The organism is Flavobacterium sp. 90 (assembly GCF_004339525.1).
In the GTDB taxonomy this organism is placed as follows: domain Bacteria; phylum Bacteroidota; class Bacteroidia; order Flavobacteriales; family Flavobacteriaceae; genus Flavobacterium.
This window is the reverse complement of sequence record NZ_SMGE01000001.1, coordinates 5176957-5195288: the sequence shown is the minus strand read 5'-3', so window position 1 is coordinate 5195288 and position 18332 is coordinate 5176957. Positions and strand designations below refer to the sequence as shown.

Genomic DNA, 18332 nt, shown 5'->3' with positions numbered 1-18332 from the left:
TAAAAAACAAAACTTATGAATACAGAAATTTTAACCGACGGTATTCCTTTAAATGAAGCAAAAAAAGCCTTAATCATGATTCATGGTCGTGGCGCTGGAGCTCATGATATTCTCTCGATTGCAAAACATCTTAATGTTTCGGATTTTGCATTGGTTGCGCCTCAGGCAGAAAACAGAACCTGGTATCCGTATTCGTTTTTAGTGCCAATTGAAGAGAATGAACCTTCTTTTTCAAAATCATTAGATGCTATTCATCAGGTTGTTCTGGCTGTTCAGCAAAACGGAATCGAAAAGGAAAATATTTATTTCCTTGGTTTCTCACAAGGTGCTTGTCTGGTTCTGGAATTTACAGCTAGAAATGCTGCAAAATATGGCGGTGTCGTTGCTTTTACAGGCGGTCTTATTGGCGATAAAGTCTATGAAAACCATTACTCCGGAAATTTTGAAAACACACCAATTTTCATCGGAACAAGTGATCCTGATTTTCATGTTCCGGTCGAAAGAGTAAACGAAACCGAAGCACTTCTTGAAAAATTAGGTGCAGACGTTACTAAAAAAATCTATCCGAATATGGGGCATACTATCAGTCAGGATGAAGTAGATTGTGCAAATGCGCTTATTTTTTCTAAGAAATAATGATCACGATAACTCGGGTTTACAGCGACGAAAATGGCGAAAGTCATTTTGAAGACTTCGAAGTTTCCTTGAAAAACAATGGCGATATCGGGTTTTTATCTGATGATGAAGCTGTTAAATCAATCGTATTTAGAGAAGTCAAACCATCTTACGATTATGATTTTCACAATGCTCCGGATCGTCAATATATTGTTTTATTAGAAGGCGGTGTAGAAATCGAAACTTCATTAGGAGAAAAAAGAACCTTTGAAACAGGATCAATTCTATTGGTAGAAGACACAACCGGAAAAGGACACAAAACAAAAAATATTGAACCAAAACTGCGAAAATCAATATTTATAAAGTTATAGATTGAGAAAAAATTTAACCGCAAAGTTCGCAAAAGTTTTTTCATATTAGTGATCGCGTTTGTCAATAAAAAGTTCGCAAAGCTTTGTCTAAAAACTTTGCGAACCTTGCGTAAATCTTTGCGCACTTTGCGGTAAAAATAATTATGTCTTTCAACACAAAATCTCGCGAAGCTTTGTCTAAAAACTTTGCGAACTTTGCGTAAATCTTTGCGCGCTTTGCGGTAAAAAATATTAACCGTAAAGTGCGCAAAAGTTTTTTCATAATGTTGATCGAGTTTGTGCATAAAAAGTTCGCGAAGCTTTGTCTAAAAACTTTGCGAGCCTTGCGTAAATCTTTGCGCACTTTGCGGTAAAAAATATTAACCGTAAAGTTCGCAAAAGTTTTTTCTTACTGTTAATCGCGTTTGTGCATAAAAAGTTCGCAAAGCTAAATCAATACAAAGCTTTGCGAACTTTGTGTTTGTCAACATCACGCAACTAAAAAAATCTTTGCGCACTTTGCGGTTAAATGATTATGTATTTCAATACAATTACAAAATGGAAAAAGAAACCGTAAGAATAGAAAATTTCAGCGATGCCGTATTCGCCATTGCCATTACGCTTTTGGTTTTGGATCTTCATGCGCCAGACGCCAATGCGATCAAAAATGGCGCTGAATTATTGGCTTTTTTAAAAGGAGAATGGACATCGTATCTTGCTTTTACGCTTTCTTTTTTCAGTATTTTTATCATGTGGGTGAATCATCACAAGATTTTCAAACAAATTTACAGCCGCAACACTGCGATTATGTTTGCAAACGGATTGATTCTCTTTTTGGTAACGCTTGTTTCTTATCCAACGGCTTTATTGGCGCGTTTTTTTGAAGGCGACGCATCTAATATTGCAGTTGCAATCTATACAGGAATCTTCGTTTTAATCAATCTTTCATACAATTTATTGTGGTTTACAGCAAGCAGCAATAAGAAACTTTTACGTCCTGAAATTACAAATTCGGCTATAAAAAAAATCCGAAACAATTATTTATACGGATTACCAACTTACTTAATTGCTTTTGGTATTTCATTTCAATACCCTTCATTTGCATTGATTATCAGTATGGGATTGTTGATTTTTTGGGCAATTTCTTCCGGAAAAATAAAAATGATTCAGGAATAAATCATTTTGCAGAATGTTCTTTTTTAATGCCTAATTTCTGCATTCTCGACATCAAAGTTGTTGAAGGCAAACCTAATAAAACTGCTGCGCCTTGTGGTCCAGAGATTCTTCCGTTGCATTTTTTCACTACTTTCAAAATATGCTCCTTCTCTATTTCCTGTAATGTTTTGATATGAAAATCAGTTTCAGAAGTTGTTTCGGTTTTAAAAAGCTTCGGAAAACTCATTTCTTTTATTACTTCTTCTTTAGCAAATAAAATACTTCTTTCGACTATATTTTCTAATTCGCGCACATTTCCCGGCCATTCATTTGCGACCATGCTTTTCAATACTTTTTGAGAAAAACCTTTTACTTTCTTTCCGATTTTTGCAGCATGTTTTTCTAAGAAAAAATTCCCTAAAAGTTCAATATCTTCCGGGCGTTCCCGCAACGAAGGCAATGCGATTGGAAACACATTTAAGCGATAATACAAATCACTTCTAAAACGACCTTCGGCAACTTCTTTTTCTAATGTTCTGTTTGTTGCCGCAATAACGCGAACATTTACTTTTATGATTTTATTACTTCCTATTCTTTCCAATTCTTTTTCCTGAAGCACACGAAGTAATTTTCCTTGCAATTCTAAAGGCATCTCTCCTATTTCATCCAAAAAAATTGTACTATTTTCAGCTTGTTCAAATTTACCGATTCTGGATTCTAATGCTCCTGTAAAAGCACCTTTTTCATGTCCGAATAATTCACTTTCGATAAGATTTTCGGGAATCGATGCGCAATTTACTTTGATCATTTTTTTATTCGAAGCCAAAGACAAATTATGAATCGCACTCGCCACAAGTTCTTTTCCGGTTCCCGTTTCGCCAGAAATCAAAACCGTCGATTGAGAAGCTGCAACTTGCGAAATAAGCTCGTAAACGTTTTGCATGGCATTACTGTTTCCAACAATTCCGTAAAAGCCTTCACTACTTATGGTTATCGGTTCTTCTTCCTTTTCAACAGTCTTTATATTTAGACTTTTAATCGCGCTGATTTTGCTTTCATATTCCTGACTCAAAATAATATTTCTCAGAGTTATAGAAAGCTGCATTCCAATTCCTCTAATGATTCGGTTTGATTCTCTGCTAAAAATATTCGGGTTTTTAAAGAACAGGAAAAGTACATTTCTATTTCCTTTAATATATGGAAGACAGATTCCTATTCCGTTTTTAAGACCTTTATTATTAACCGTAGAAATATAATCCGGAAAATTATTCTTTTTTTCGTCTAAAGTCTTTAGGTCAAAAATAACGGTATCTGGAGAATCCAGACAGAGATCAAAAAAACCATCATTAATCAGGTACTTTTTTATTGCTGTTTCCTTCTGTAAATAGTGATAGAAAATATGATATTCCGTTTCTTTTTCATCGGCGGAAGCCAAAATAAAATCATCAAAAGAAAATTCTTCTTTAAGCCTGTTACTTACTACGATATCCAATTCTTCTTTTGTTAAAGCCTGAGAAAGCGCACTACAAATTGACAAAATCAGCATTTGTTCTTTTTCTCGTTCCTGCAATCGCTTCATTATAATTGCAGTTTGGTCATTTGGCTTATCCATAAATAATAATTGGTGTGGTATTTTGATATTATAAAACGTTGAGTTTAATGTTTTTTTTGCGAATTACAAGCAACGAGTTATAACCGTAAATTTAAGAAATAGCGTTAAGTAAAATACTATTAGTTTTCTAAATAAAATAAGATCCGTTTATAAAATTACGATATATCGTAGCATTTGAAGTCTTAAAGAATAATCAAAAACCTTACATACAATCACTTAACCTAACTGGAATATTATTTGGTTATTACTTTGCGAATGAAAAAATAACGGCTTTTTTATTTCTTAATCTAGGTTAATCGATGCAGCCGTATAACAGACGTAAATTTGTATAACAAAATCAATAACAATTAAATATAAAATACCATGGAAAATAAAATCTTAGGCTTACACCATATTACTGCAATTGCGGGTGATGCAAAACGTAACTTCAACTTTTACTCTAACATATTAGGATTACGTTTTATTAAAAAAACAGTAAATTTTGATGATCCTGGAACGTACCATTTTTACTTTGGAGATGAAGTTGGAAGCGCTGGAACAATCTTAACTTTTTTCCCTTGGGGAGAAGGAATTCAACAAGGAAGAAAAGGTTCCGGAATGGCTACAGAAATTGGTTATTCTGTTCCTAAAGGAAGCCTTGATTTCTGGCAAAAACGTTTTGAGCAATACAATGTGATTTATAATAAACCTTCGGAAAAATTTGGAGAAAAATACCTTACTTTCTTAGATCCGGACGGTTTAAAATTAGAATTAATCGAATCTAAAACAGACGATAACAGAAAACCTTGGGAAACTGACGAAGTAAAAGCTGATGTAGCGACAAGAGGTTTTCATAACATCACTTTGACTTTAAACAGCATAAAAGCAACTGCTGCAATCTTAACCGAAATATTTGGTTATAAATTGATCGATCAAGACGTAAACCGTTACCGTTATGCAACAGATGCGGTAGAAAATGCTGCAATTGTTGACTTGGTAGAATTACCTGAAGAAAAACGCGGTTTGGGAGCAAACGGAACTGTCCATCACGTAGCTTTCAGAGTTCAGAATGATGAAATTTTAATGCACTTCCGTGAAAAAATCGAAGAATACGGTTTGCAAATTACACCACAGATTGACAGAAACTATTTCCACTCTCTTTATTTCAGAGAACCAGGAGGAGTTTTGTTCGAAATCGCTACAGAAAATCCTGGATTTACAGTAGATGAGCCTTTAGAAGAATTAGGTCAAAACTTAAAACTTCCTGCTCAATATGAGTCTGACAGAGCTGCAATTGAAGCGCATTTGGTGAAAATAAATTAATTCTCATGAAAGTATAGTTCTACATAAAACTATGCTTTCGAATACAATAAAACCTCCAAAATCAATGACTTTGGAGGTTTTTGTATTTCTGTAATTCTAATGATTTCGTTAGAATCAATAAAATAATGAATTCTTATTCTTTGATAAATGTTTTGCTTACAACATTATTTCCTCTTTGAATATGTAATAAATATACTCCCGGAGTTAAGTTACCAGAATTGTATTGAATGTCAATTCTTCCGGCTTCGTAAACTTTATCTGCAATTGTAGCTATTTTTTGTCCGTTAATATCAAACAAAGCAATAGTTGTTTTTTCTTCTTCCGTTTGTAAAAAGGTAATGTTTAGATTTCCTTTTGCCGGATTTGGATAAACACTTAAATCTACTTCTGCTGCTGAATCAAAAGTTGACTTATTAGTTGCCAACGTAGTTACAGTACAGTTTGGTGTGGTACTAAAAGCCATTTGTGCAGCTGTAAAGTTCGTAAATGTTGCATTGATATCAACATTAGAAGTATCGCTTGCTCCTTTACCATCACAATTGTCTCTTCCGTTTCTCCAGTAAGGAAACTGTAAATAAACACCTGGTGTAGAACAACTTCCAATTTCCGCATCTCCTCCTACCACAACCGAACTTCCAAAATCTCCCGCAAACAACATTGCGTTTCCTTTTATATTGGCTGTATTTTTTACAGATCCGCCTTCCATCCAAGCATTACCTTCAACAATTGCAGTGTTTGCTATCGTTGCGTTGTACACACATGCATTTCCTCTTATAATTGCACTACCATTTATAGTTCCTCCATCTACCATAGCATAATCTTCTATACGTGCATTTCCTGAAACATTTCCGGCTCTCACAATTGCATATGGACCTACATATACTGTAGACGCAACAGTCGCGTTATTAGAAACCCATCCGCCACCGTTAGTGTGCAAATGTCCGTTTGTTTTAAGATAACTTCTAAAATTTGCTGCAGGCTGAAATCCTTCTGGAGTAGCATTTGCAATTTTTAGTTCATAAGGATATCTTCTTTGTTTTGGGTAACCAACATCCATATTGTAATTTACATGGACTTTTGGCGCAGCAAATACTACCAAATAAATATTGGCTTCTGTAGCGGTATTAAGGGTAAATGAAGCTTCACCATCCACTTTATACATTGGACTGTAACGCGAAATAGTACCATCAGTTTTTGTAGTAACAAAACCATATCTCCATCCAGCCTGAGTTGTATTAACCTCAGTATGTCCTTTAAATTTAATCGTAACTTTCTTTTGAGTTCCTGTACAAGTTGGGTATAAAGGAATTACGTTCATTCCGTAATCTTGTGGAGCCCAGTCATTATTAGTATAATATTGATCTGTTGTACCTGTAACTTTAGTTAGAAGCGTGTATTCTCTACTAGTATAACGAGGCATATTTGTTTTGATGCTGTTGTACACGTTTCTAATGGTTTTTCCAAAATTACTTGTCGCATTAATTTGAGAATTCCATTGAATAGGATAATCGAATGCAGGTTGTCTTTGTGCATATCCCCAAAGATAATCATCAAGTTGATCTTGCGTAAAACCTTTTAATCGCTTAATGGTTTCAAGCGGATGCTCTTCGTTCATAGATTCTGCCCACATTCTTCTAGTAAAATCAAAACCTTCTTTTTCCTGCACATAATACATTAAATGAAAATTCGTGTAATGATGTCGATTCGAGGACCACATAAAATGTTTCGTCTGAATCCAGCGGGTGAGAGTTCCGTCAATTTCTGCCCATTGTGAGTAAGCCTGGGCTCGCATAAAATTGGCATGTCCTTCAAAAAACGGACCTGCCCAATCATATCCCGAAAATGCTCTACCGGCGCCTGGGTTTTCCTGAATGCCCATCATCATTTGCAGCGTGTGCGCAAATTCGTGTGACAATGCTCCACCATCTCTTGTAGCTTCAGGATGTACAAACATTGCGCCAATTGTACCACTAAACGAGCTGGCTTGTGCAAAGGCTTGTAACCTTGGATCTGTAGAAGTCCAGGTGTTCATCATCATAATAATGATCTTGTATTTTCCAAAATTTGTTGTTGGCGCATTATTTATAAAATGCAAATCGGTAATGTAGCGTTTAAAGCTAGTTTCAAGCGTATCTGCAACCGATTTAGGCGTAAATCTAAGTGCTGTATCAGAATACGTCGCAGGATTTGTACCCACTTTATCACCCCAGTAAACGACAAAGTTCGTAGACTCATACTTTCTGGTGTTGGATACTTTATTGTAAAATTCATTGTTGGGATCACTCCATTCTGTGGGAGTAAAAAGCGTTTTCTGTGCAATTGCAAAATAACTGGATAGAAAAACGACAATCAGTAGTAATAGTTTTTTCATAGGTTAAATTAATTAATAGGTTAAGAAATAGCATTTTTTTGTAAATGTAAATATCACACTTAAATATTTGTAAGACAATATTAACAACATTTAATACTATTTTACCTATTCTTTAACTATACTATTCTGTTATACAAATAGTTAGATAATTACTAATTCTCACACTAGAAAAACCTTAAATTTTAAAAACTAATTCCTCAAATCAACATCAGTAATCTCAAGTACAACACTACTTTCTTGTCTTGAAGAAGAAACTTTCAATCCTATTTTCATCAGAAAATCACCGGAATAAATAGTACCAGATTCTTCAAAAGTATTTTTACTCTGAGGCATCAGATTAATTTCTTTAACGCTATATTTTTTTGAAGCATCAAGTCCTTCAAGTTTTACCAAACCATAATTAGGATCTGTAAGCGGATGCAGCGTATAAGAAAAAAGCACCGATTGCGTTTTGTTTTCATTCACGTACATCAAAACAGCCCTTGTATCTTCATAAGGAGAAATTAATCGGAATAAATTTCCTTGCCAAATCACCGGACTTAATCGTTTATAATTAGAAACCGCTTCCTGACAATATTTTAATTCGTTGTCTTTTAAACCTCCAACATGAATATCAAAACCTAATTTGCCCATCATTGCAACATCGGTTTTAAATTTTATCGATTGATTTCCCATCGAAGTTACGTGGTTACAAGTCGATAATGCCGGATAAAAATTAGAATATCCCCATTGAATAAATACGCGGTCAAACGGATCTGTGTTATCGCTTGCCCAAAACTCCGTGAAATAATTCAGTAATCCATAATCTACCCTTCCACCGCCGCCGGCACAAAGCATCATTGGCAAGTTTGGATATTTACTTTTTATTCTGTCCAGAACTTTGTACAATCCTCTTGTGTATTCAATAAACAAATGCGATTGTTCATTTTTTAAATAAGTCGAATACGCACTTGTCATCATTCGGTTACAATCCCATTTAAAAAAAGCAACACCCGATTCTGTTTGCATAATGTCGTCGACAACCTTAAAAACAAAATCCTGAACTTTTGGATTACTCAAATCCAAAACCAATTGTGTTCGATAAATACTTTTTTCACGATTAGGCAAACTTAAAACCCAATCCGGATGTTTCTCATACAATTCGCTTTTTTCATTTACCATTTCAGGCTCAATCCAAATACCAAATTTCACGTTAGTATTTTTAGCTTCCTGCATTAAAAAACCAATTCCGTCAGGAAGTTTAGCTTTTGTAGCCTGCCAATCTCCCAAACCCGAAACAGAACCACTTCTTGGATATTTATTCCCAAACCAACCATCATCCAACAAAAACATATCAACGCCTAATGTTTTAGCATCTTGAAACATATTGCTCAATTTTACCTGATCAAAATCAAAGAACGTCGTTTCCCAATTATTCAATAAAGTCAAGCGTGGTTTTTCACCATCTTTAATTCCGTATTTTTTTGCCCAAGTATGTAAATTTCTACTCGCCTGCCCTTTTCCTTTGTTCGAAAAAGTATAAATAAAAGCCGGAGTTTTAAATATTTCTCCAGGTTTTAAATTGTATTCTGAAGCAAATTCGTTTATTCCCGAAACGATTCTTAATTCATTATTATTATCAATTTCAAACGTATGCTTAAAATTCCCTGACCATGCAATTGTTCCTGCGATTACTTCTCCGTTATTTTCACTAGATTTTGAATTTAACGAAAGAAAAAAACTTGGCGAAGCAAACATATTCGTTCTTACGCCCAACTTCGAATCAATAGTTTTAGCACCTCGAACAAGCTGAGTTTCTTCCATTCTCATTTCTTCTACAACGTCACTGTAAAACTGAGTCAGCCAATATTTATCGGAATCTAAATGCAAGGCAACCGAAGCATAATTGTAAAGTACAACCGATTTTTTTTCCTGATGCTGAATTTCTGTCCAGGTTTCTATTACATTTTCTGAATAAAATATTTTATAATGAAGATTGACAAAAACCGGATATTGCGGATCTTTTAATTTTATAGTAATTTCAGAAATATCATCGCTTACTTTTTGAGAAGTATGGTTTTGATATTCTAATTCCAAAGATGGATTTCCGTCATTATGCGTCATTCTGATTGCGGGTTCAAACAAATTGTCCGTTCCAAAAGTTGGATAAGCCAAATGACGCAAATCGATTAAAGGATTACCATCATTTACAACAAACTTTTTTGTATTTTCTTTCGAAATCAATTCATATTCTGAACCATTATCAAGCTTTGTTCCCAAATACGTTTGATATAATTTCTTGTTTTTTCCCACTTTTAAAACCAATGCCGAATTTTCGGTTTCAATTTTAATCAGGGAACTTTCCTGCGCCTGAACAGCAGAAAAAACAATTGTAAATACTAAAAGTAATAATCGGTTCATTTTTTTATTTTTTAATGATGCTTCAGAAGTTTTACCAGACCTCACAGGTTTTAAAAACCTGTGAGGTCTTAAGATATTAAAAGATTAATTTCATTTCAAATCGGCAAGTGTTGTACCTGATAACTGAAACTCATAAGGCCATTGTTCATCAGGCGTTTTGTCCGGATTATCGCCCCATCTATTTGGCCGAGACCAATGTTCTGTTGGCGCTCCCAAAACTACCAGCCATAAATGTTCTGTATCTTTTGGGACTTTAAAAGATACTTTGCCGTTATTTTTTTTGAAGATTTGGCTATATATTCGTTTTCCATTTTTTTGCTGAGCCACAAAACCATATCGCCATCCTGCTTTTTCTATTTTTACTTTTGAGAAACCGTTTTCTCCGGCAATTCCTTTAAAATTCAATTCTAATTTAGTTCCCAATTTAGGAATATTTAACTGGATTCCGTTATATCCGTAATTCTGAGGACAATTGATCGAATCAACTATATACCACTTGTCCTTCAATTTATTAACTTTAGTAAAATGTTTATTCGCATACCGTTTTGCAACCGAATCAATTCTAGGCAAATCCCAAGTAATAAATCGCCTTGAAGCATCAAACATTTCGTCGTTAAACTGTTCCTGATTAATCGAGTTTAAACGCTTGTAAGTCATTACAGGATCTTCGCCTTCATTAGAATTTCGCATTAATTTCCCAAAGAAATCTTTCCCGTGTTTCTCCGACCAATATTCAATTACATAAGGTGAATGATACATATTATAAGGATGCAGAAATCCATAATAAGTTCCTTTCAAATAATCAACCAAATGATAATTTTCAAAAGTCATCCAACCCGAATAAACCTGCCAAAGCATATATTGTGCAGACATTTCCATAATAGTTCCGTCGGGACCTTTTCCGGTATCGGCATGGCTTAAATACTGAAAACTGTGTCCTAATTCGTGCGCCAAAACTCCGTAAGGTTCTTTGTTTACGCGAACTGCCGGCGTCCAGAAAATTCCAACTTTATCTTCGTCGCCACCGCCAAATGCTGCTTTTTCTTCACCTTTAAATACAAAAATCAGAATTTTATATTTATCCGTAAGCGAATTTCCTGATTGAACCAATTTTAGCTGATTGACATAAACATTATAAATTCGTTCGCACTCACTCAACATTTTATTGGGGTCAAATCTTTCTGTTACTTCGGTATTCAACATTGGATCTTTGCCATAATCCTTGTGCCAAAAGATGGCAAAATTTGCCGAAGTAATCATGTGATCAAAGTTGTAATCGCTCTTTGGATCTTTATAATCATTATTTTCAGGCAACATCCATACTTTTTTAGGAATATAGAGTTCTTTATTTTTTATTTCCTGAGCAGAAACAACAAAAAAAGCCAAACAAGTTATGACTATTAAAATCTTTGTAAAGCCTTTGTTTTGAAACATAATGATTGTTTTTATTGACTAAAGAAAATCGATAATACTATGACACTAAATCGTAGAGATTTTATCATTTCGACGAAGGAGACCCGAGCGATAGCGAACAGACGAAGTAAATCTTCGTGAGAAGCTCGACAAAGATTGGATTCTCATTGCGGAGTTACTTGCGAAGATTTTTCCTTCGTCGAAATGACAATATTGCGCTTAAACTGCATTCTTACGAGATTAATTTTATTTTCAAAAAGTTTAACTTAATGATATTGCCCGAAGCCTCGGGATGCATTTTAATTAAATAAAATGCCTCTTAATCACAATAAAATCTGTTTAAGATTAATTGCGCTTAAAAGACGTTTTTAATTTATTTTTTTGCGGTGTCATTCATTAGTTTAACTAAATCCTTTTCATTAAGTGCATAATCATACAAACGCAATGAAGCCATAAAACCGGAGAAATTTTCTCCAATATCAGATGCTCCAATTATTATTTTGGCTTTATCAATTGCCGAAGATAAAAGCATATTCTGCGAATTGTCTAAAACGCCATCGACATACACTTTCTCTACAACACCATCAAAAGTTAAAACAATAAAATGCCATTTATTAGCTTCGGGAACTTTATTGTATTTCATATCAAAATGACCGTCAAGATGTACTCCTGCGCCATAACTTCCGCTATTGTAAGCCAATGTATTGTAGGAATTGGCTAAGCCAAATTCGTTTCTGTCGCACCATGATAACAAAATATCACCTTCTTTTGGTATTTCAGGATTTTTAACCCAGGTTGCAACGGTATAAGAACCATTCCAAGCCAATGTTTTTGGCACCGCTTTATCTAAAGTAAAAGCTCCATTTTTAAAATTGAACGCTTTTATTCCGTCTACATTTTCTAAAGAAACGTCTCCGCTTTTGACAAAAGTTCCGCCAAGAGATCCTTTATTCGAAACTGAATTTATAGCGACTTTATTTTGAATTTTACTGGCATCAAAATCTACCAATAATTTCTTAGAACTTTTTGGCGCCGGACTTATTTTCGATTCTTTGTTTTGCAATTGCAAGGGAATCTCAAATAATGAACTGTAGACTTTAATGTTCCAAATTGCGGCATAAAGTCCTGTTTTTTCAGTACCCAGAACTGTTAATTTTATAAAACGCGCTGTTACATCATTATCATCAATCATTGGACTTCCTGCTATACGATTTTTGGATTTATCAGCAAATAAATTCCATTTTTTACCATCGGCAGAATATTCCAATTTATATTGGTAATAATAACTCGCAAATTCAAATTGCGTCATTACTCGTTTTACTTTCTTCTCAGAACCTAAATCAATAATTAAATGTTGCGCTGAAGTATTATCTGCTGCTTTCCACATTGTGGCATTATTATCATCTGTCGCATACGAAGGTTTGTATTCGTAATCGTATTGTGTCGACTTTAAATGATAAAATGACGAAGCGGTAGTTTTTGCTCCAAAAGCAATATTTTCAGGAACTTCAGACTTCACTAAATCAGCAATTCCTTTGCTTGAAGGAACGACTTTTTTGATTGTCGAATCATTTTCAAAAATCAATTTATCAATACAAACTTGTCTCGCAAGTCCGCCTCGCGTCATTGGATAATCATGTTTGTGATAAACGATATAATAATCGTCTTTTTCCTGTAAGATCGAATGATGACCGGGACCGTGAACGGTTTGATCTTCATTTGTACTCAAAATCGGATTGTTTTTTCCGGGCGTAAAAGGTCCGTATGGCGAATTCGAATAAGAATAACGAACATTATATGTTTCATCATGACAAGACGCTCCGGAATACATCAAAATGTATTTAGAACCTTTTTTCATCATGTAAGCAGCTTCAAAAGGTGCCGGCGTTTGCTCTAACGGAATATTGGTTGAATGCATCATTTCACTCATATTATTCTTGTTCAATTCACCAACAGCATATCCGCCGTTATAATGCACCCAAGTTCCCCAATAACTGTATATTTTACCATCAGTATCGGTAAAAAACTGCGCATCCAGAGATGGAAAATTCTCTTTTGGATATCCGTTTGAAATCACCGGAGTATCATTTTCGCTTAATTTTTTCCAAGGTCCAACAGGAGAATCCGAAACATAGCCATAAATATTACAGCCTATTTCGCAGTTTCCAAAATACAAATAATATTTACCATCTTTTCCTTCGATAATATCGGGTGCCCAAAAATTGGTAATCGATTTTGCCGAAAAAGAAGGAATTTCCATGATATAATTATACCAGTTTTTAAAGTCTTTACTGTACCAGACGGTTGGAGCGCCCGATGCCAGCATTTCATTGTCTGTCGTGGCATAGATGTAATAGGTATCTCCAAATTTTTTAATCGTAGGATCGGCAAACCAACCCGGCAAAATTGGATTTCCAGTGCCGGGAGAATTTACAGCAACATCTTTTTGAGCAAAAATAGTTCCTGCAAAAATAAGCATGCATAAACAGTAAATTAGTTTCTTTTTCGGCATTGAATCTTATAGTTTAATTTCAACTGGTTTGTTTTTCAAAGCTATTTTATAAGCGCCTCTTACTTTTTCATATGATAATTTAACATCCTGATCTACTCTCAAATAAGCATTTGGCGTGTAAGTAGTTTTTGGATCTAAAGTAATAGTAATCGCACCAGTTTTAGTATTATAAGCTACTTTGTTAAAAGTACCTGCGTCTAATGTTAACCATATTTTTTTAGGAGCGATGAATACTTTAGATTTTGCAGCTGTTGTAATATCAACTACAATTTCATCTCCTTTTTCTTTTACATTTCCTCCAAAAGCAACCCATCCATAATCTTTTTCATTGGTAATAAAAGTGGCTGTATTAACCGCATAACCAAAGAAACCAGAACCGTAATCTCCTGATAAATAATCAATTCTTAAAGTTTCAGGATAAGAGTGAAAAGCCGCAGCTCCAAAACCATCTTCGGTAATATTCGAAATTCCGCCTAATAATCCTCCGTAACCAACTTTTAATAAATGGAAATCTTCAGGTGTTTTTCTGAATTGTTCCAAAACCGGAATCGCATTCAAAGCCGAACCATAATGATGAATCTGACGTTCTACTCTTGATAATTTTCCTCCGTATAAAAAGTCCCAATATCTGCGCGCATTTCCGTTATAAGCCCAGTGTGGCATTGTAGGCATATAAGCCAAAATTGCGTCTAATGTAATCTTTGCTTTATCTGTGTATCCAAAATAATCTGACCACATATAAACTTCTTCCTGACCTGTAGAATCCCAAGGCATTTCACTTCCAAAAGGATAATTTAAAGTTCTCCAGTGATCCGCTCTTTCTTTCATTTTAGCTTCCAGGATAGTAGCCATTTCTGTGTAACCTTCGGTTTTTAAATCTTTCAAAATCAATAAAAACACCGTTCCTTCCATTTGTCCAAACTGCGCATAATACGGCGCTAATCTTGTCATTGCAATACTTGTTTCATAAGCATTTTTCAAATACCAATCCCACGCATGATTTGTAACCAAGCCGTCATGATATCTCGCCAAACGATACATTGTCCAATAAGCAGCGGCAACGTGCGGATAATTATAAGATCTTCCCGGATCATCAGCGCCTTTTTTGTCCCATGCAGCCCATGTTTTATAATTAACATCTTTGCTGTAAGTTTCTTCCGGCATTAAAGTTGGCTCATAATAAAAAACACTCTTTTTAACTCCGTATTTAAGCGTATCAGCTGTATTATACTGAATACTTCCCCATAAAGTTTTATCAACAAACTGCTGTAATTTTTCTACTTCTTCTTTTTTTGGTTCAATTAATTGTTTCATTACTGCACCAAGCCAGCCTCCTGCTCCACCTTCGTCACTTAAACCTGAAATCCAGACACGACTGTCCTGAGTTACTTGTTTTTTAGTTTCATAATCATAAGAGATTACCGAAGGATTTCTATGAAACGGATCGTTTTTTTCGTCAAACCATTGAGCTGTTGTCAGGAAATTTCCAAAGTCAGCTACAACATTTGTTTCTGATTTTATTACTTTATAATTGATTGTTTGTTGTAATCCGTCTTCATATACAACGGTTAATCTTGCTCTTCCCCATTTTTTTCCGTGAACAGCATATTGAAAATAACCATTTTTATTTTTTGATTTTTGTTCTATAACTAAAGCGCCTTCAGGTTCAACTTTAAAAGATTTTACTGCTTTACTATATTTTAGAAAAAGTTGTCCGTCAACATCCTGAGGCAAAACATAACCCGGAACTCCAACTGCAACCGGACGATCGTTTTGAACTAAAGAATTTTGAATATTTTCAATTTGATCTACTAATACAAATTTCAAAGAAAAACTTTTAGTTTCTCCCGCCTTAAGTACTAATGAAGTTGGCGTATTCCATTGATCAGCTGATTTCCATTCATTTTCGGCGTAAGCTTTACTAAAAGGCATCCATTCATGAAAACCTTCAAAAACAATACTTCTTGGCGTTTCATCATCCAATAACGGACGATACGCTTCAAAAGGCATATTTGCTTCCGGAAGCACCAACAATGCCGGACCATGACCGCTTAATCTTTTTACTTCAAGATAACCCGCATCTTTACCAATATATGGATCAAAAAATACATTGTGAACGTGTGTTTCGTCTAATGTTTTTCCTTCCAGAATGTTATTAAAAACCATCGGAACGCCTAAAGCTCCAATTTCCTGAGTCGTATTTGATTTGTTTGTAATCTCAAAACGTAAAACTAAATTCCCGTCTTTTTCTTCGTAATAACGTTTTATCGTTACCGGAATATCAGTTGGTAATGTGTTCGAAAGATCGGCTGCAGCCAAAATATTCCCCGAAACATTTAACGGAGTTACAGAAGCTCTTTTTTCTGCTGTAGAATAACTTTTCCAGGTTCCATCCGCAGCTTTTACCCGAAGATTGATATCTCCCAATTGATAAAGTCCGTCTTTATCACGAATAGAAAGTCTTTCTCCAGGCGTAAAATCAAAAGTTTTATCTGAAAGTGGCGATAATGCTGCTACCGTTTGAGAAGATTTTAATATTTTCAATTCAAACGATTTTGTATTCAAAACAGTAAATCCTTTGTCGACTTCAAGCGTTGATTTTTTCGCTTTAATTCGATCCCAATATTCTTGTGCCTGCACATTAGTCGAACCTATTGTGCAACAAAATACTAAAGCCAAAAGTTGTATTTTCTTCATAATTCTTATTATTTTAAGATCTAAACCAATCTGATTTAGTCTCTTAGTTATACTTTTTTAAATGATAAAATCTAAACTATTTTCATTATTTGAAATCAGTCGAAAACTTCCAATTCGTTTTATAATCTTCTGAAACCGGTAAATCTTCCAATAAAATCCGAAGCATTTCAACCGGCATTATATTCTCTTTCAAAACGCGATCGTGAAACTGCTTTTCTGTCCATCCTTTTGCTAACAATTCATTTCTTAAAGCATAAAATTGTAAACCTCCAGTCATATAAGCGACTTGATATAATGGTGCGTCTCCGCTGGCAAAAGAACGTCTGACTTCGGCTTCTGCATTGGCTTTTTCGTGTCCAACTTCGTTTACTAATAAGTCAATACATTGTTGTGGTGTCAATTCTCCTAAATGATATTTTAAGGAGAAAATGATTCGGGCACAACGGTGAATTCTCCAGAATAACATTCCTAATTTTTGCTCCGGTGTTTGCGGAAATTGTTTGTTCCAAAGAATAATTTCCCAATACAAAGCCCAACCTTCCATCCAAAACGGAGTATCAAAAGGCTGACGATACGACTTATAACGGCTGTTCATAAAGAACTGCAAATTATGTCCCGGAAGTAATTCGTGTTGAACCGTTGCAAAAGAAAAATTAGGATTGTTTCCGCGCATGCTCATCAATTTGTCTTTCTGATCCATATCCTGAGTTGGATATGAAATACTGATTTCCCAGCCTCCTGTAAAAAACGGATTTACTTTTTGACGTTCCGGCGTCATCATAATCATCTGCCAGGTTTCTTTTGTCAAATCCGGCAACGTAATTAAATCTTTGTCTTCAATAAATTTAATCGATTGATTGTAAAGGCTCGTAATCGCTTGCGGTTGTTCGCCTGCGGGAACATAAGTGTCTTTAACGTGTTCTAATGCTTTTTTCCAATCATTTCCATAACCTAATTCGGTTGAGGCTTTTATCATTTCTTTTTTACACCATTCAAATTGACTTTGAGCAGCAGCAATAAGTTCTTCTGGAGAATACGGAATATATTCGTAAGACAAACTTTTGATTACTGCTTCTCTTCCAATTGGTTTTCCAATAATACCGCTTCCGTCATCTTTTATGCTGGTTTGAGAATAATTTGTTTTTAAAAAATCTTCGTAAGCTTTCAATTTCTCTGATAACTTTTTATACGGTTTTTCCATCCACCATGTAAAATCTGGATCATAACTGTAATAAAACTCATAAGCCTCTTTAAGCGATTGGTTAAAATAAGCTACAGATTTTGCTGCTTTATCGGCGGCAAACCAATCTTTAAAAGGTTTGGCTTTTAAAGTCTCTGTTTTTTTATCAATATTATTTGCTGCAACATCAAAAGCTTTCGCCAATTGATTAGAAACCGGATGTTTTCCTCTTCTTCTTTCTTTGATAAAAACATTTATTTCATCGGAGAAATCCAAAACCGAAGCCACTTCTTTATAGCCTTTGTATTCTATTTGTAAAAAATAATTTTCTTTATTGATTAGATTTTTCAATAATAAATAATCCACTTTTCCGTCTTTGGATAAACTTTTAAAATCGATATTTTTTACTGTTTTCTCCCAATCAGAATAAAACTTAGAGAAACGCACATAATATTCCTCCGATTCTCTATTGGGATAAAAATTTTGCAAAGCGGTTTTGTCTGCCTGAAAAGTATTTACGACATCTATAAGTTCACTGGAAAATGAAGATGTTACCGTAAATAAAAATAAAATAAGGCTTAGAATTAATTTTTTCATGTTTTTGGTTTGATGATTCTAAAGGTTTTTTTGCCACGAATTGCACGAATTTTTACTAATTCTTATGGGGATTTTAATACGATTTCTCAAAATAATTCGTGAAAATTCGTGTAATTCGTGGCTAACTT

11 protein-coding genes are annotated in these 18332 nt (G+C 34.6%); 4 read left to right on the top strand and 7 right to left on the bottom strand.

From position 1 onward, the window contains the following. The first annotated feature begins 15 nt into the window (after nucleotides 1-15). From C8C83_RS20895 to C8C83_RS20885, 3 genes are all read left to right on the top strand, one after another. Nucleotides 16-636: a dienelactone hydrolase family protein gene (locus C8C83_RS20895; protein ID WP_121330496.1), complete on the top strand. Its 621-nt coding sequence runs from the start codon at nucleotides 16-18 to the stop codon at nucleotides 634-636. Then, a complete protein-coding gene (locus C8C83_RS20890) occupies nucleotides 636-986 on the top strand; it encodes a hypothetical protein (RefSeq protein WP_121330495.1) in 351 nt (116 codons plus the stop codon). The genes C8C83_RS20895 and C8C83_RS20890 overlap by 1 nt, the downstream gene beginning before the upstream one ends. A gap of 537 nt (nucleotides 987-1523) precedes the next feature. Then, nucleotides 1524-2141, top strand: a complete 618-nt coding sequence (locus C8C83_RS20885) for a TMEM175 family protein (protein WP_121330493.1) — start codon at nucleotides 1524-1526, stop codon at nucleotides 2139-2141. Between the two features lies 1 nt (nucleotide 2142). On the opposite strand, the gene C8C83_RS20880 is transcribed toward C8C83_RS20885, so the two are convergent. After that, the gene (locus C8C83_RS20880) at nucleotides 2143-3732 is read right to left on the bottom strand and encodes a sigma 54-interacting transcriptional regulator (protein ID WP_121330492.1); all 1590 of its coding nucleotides are present in this window, start codon (nucleotides 3730-3732) and stop codon (nucleotides 2143-2145) included. 363 nt (nucleotides 3733-4095) lie between these two features. On the opposite strand from C8C83_RS20880, the gene C8C83_RS20875 reads away from it, so the two are divergent. Beyond that, nucleotides 4096-5034: a ring-cleaving dioxygenase gene (locus tag C8C83_RS20875; protein WP_121330491.1), complete on the top strand. Its 939-nt coding sequence runs from the start codon at nucleotides 4096-4098 to the stop codon at nucleotides 5032-5034. A gap of 133 nt (nucleotides 5035-5167) precedes the next feature. On the opposite strand, the gene C8C83_RS20870 is transcribed toward C8C83_RS20875, so the two are convergent. The 6 genes from C8C83_RS20870 to C8C83_RS20845 all read right to left on the bottom strand — a co-directional run bounded on the left by C8C83_RS20870 (nucleotide 5168) and on the right by C8C83_RS20845 (nucleotide 18204). Beyond that, nucleotides 5168-7405, bottom strand: a complete 2238-nt coding sequence (locus C8C83_RS20870; RefSeq protein WP_121330490.1) for a DUF6055 domain-containing protein — start codon at nucleotides 7403-7405, stop codon at nucleotides 5168-5170. 189 nt (nucleotides 7406-7594) lie between these two features. Next, the gene (locus tag C8C83_RS20865; RefSeq protein WP_121331400.1) at nucleotides 7595-9805 is read right to left on the bottom strand and encodes an alpha-galactosidase; all 2211 of its coding nucleotides are present in this window, start codon (nucleotides 9803-9805) and stop codon (nucleotides 7595-7597) included. A gap of 90 nt (nucleotides 9806-9895) precedes the next feature. Further along, on the bottom strand, nucleotides 9896-11239 hold the full coding sequence (locus C8C83_RS20860; protein WP_121330489.1) for a DUF6055 domain-containing protein: 1344 nt from the start codon (nucleotides 11237-11239) through the stop codon (nucleotides 9896-9898). 352 nt (nucleotides 11240-11591) lie between these two features. After that, on the bottom strand, nucleotides 11592-13730 hold the full coding sequence (locus C8C83_RS20855) for a family 43 glycosylhydrolase (protein ID WP_132011889.1): 2139 nt from the start codon (nucleotides 13728-13730) through the stop codon (nucleotides 11592-11594). Between the two features lie 6 nt (nucleotides 13731-13736). After that, complete coding sequence (locus C8C83_RS20850; RefSeq protein WP_121330487.1) at nucleotides 13737-16427, bottom strand: DUF5695 domain-containing protein; 2691 nt, start codon at nucleotides 16425-16427, stop codon at nucleotides 13737-13739. A gap of 85 nt (nucleotides 16428-16512) precedes the next feature. Next, complete coding sequence (locus C8C83_RS20845) at nucleotides 16513-18204, bottom strand: DUF885 family protein (protein ID WP_121330486.1); 1692 nt, start codon at nucleotides 18202-18204, stop codon at nucleotides 16513-16515. Between the last annotated feature and the right edge of the window lie 128 nt (nucleotides 18205-18332).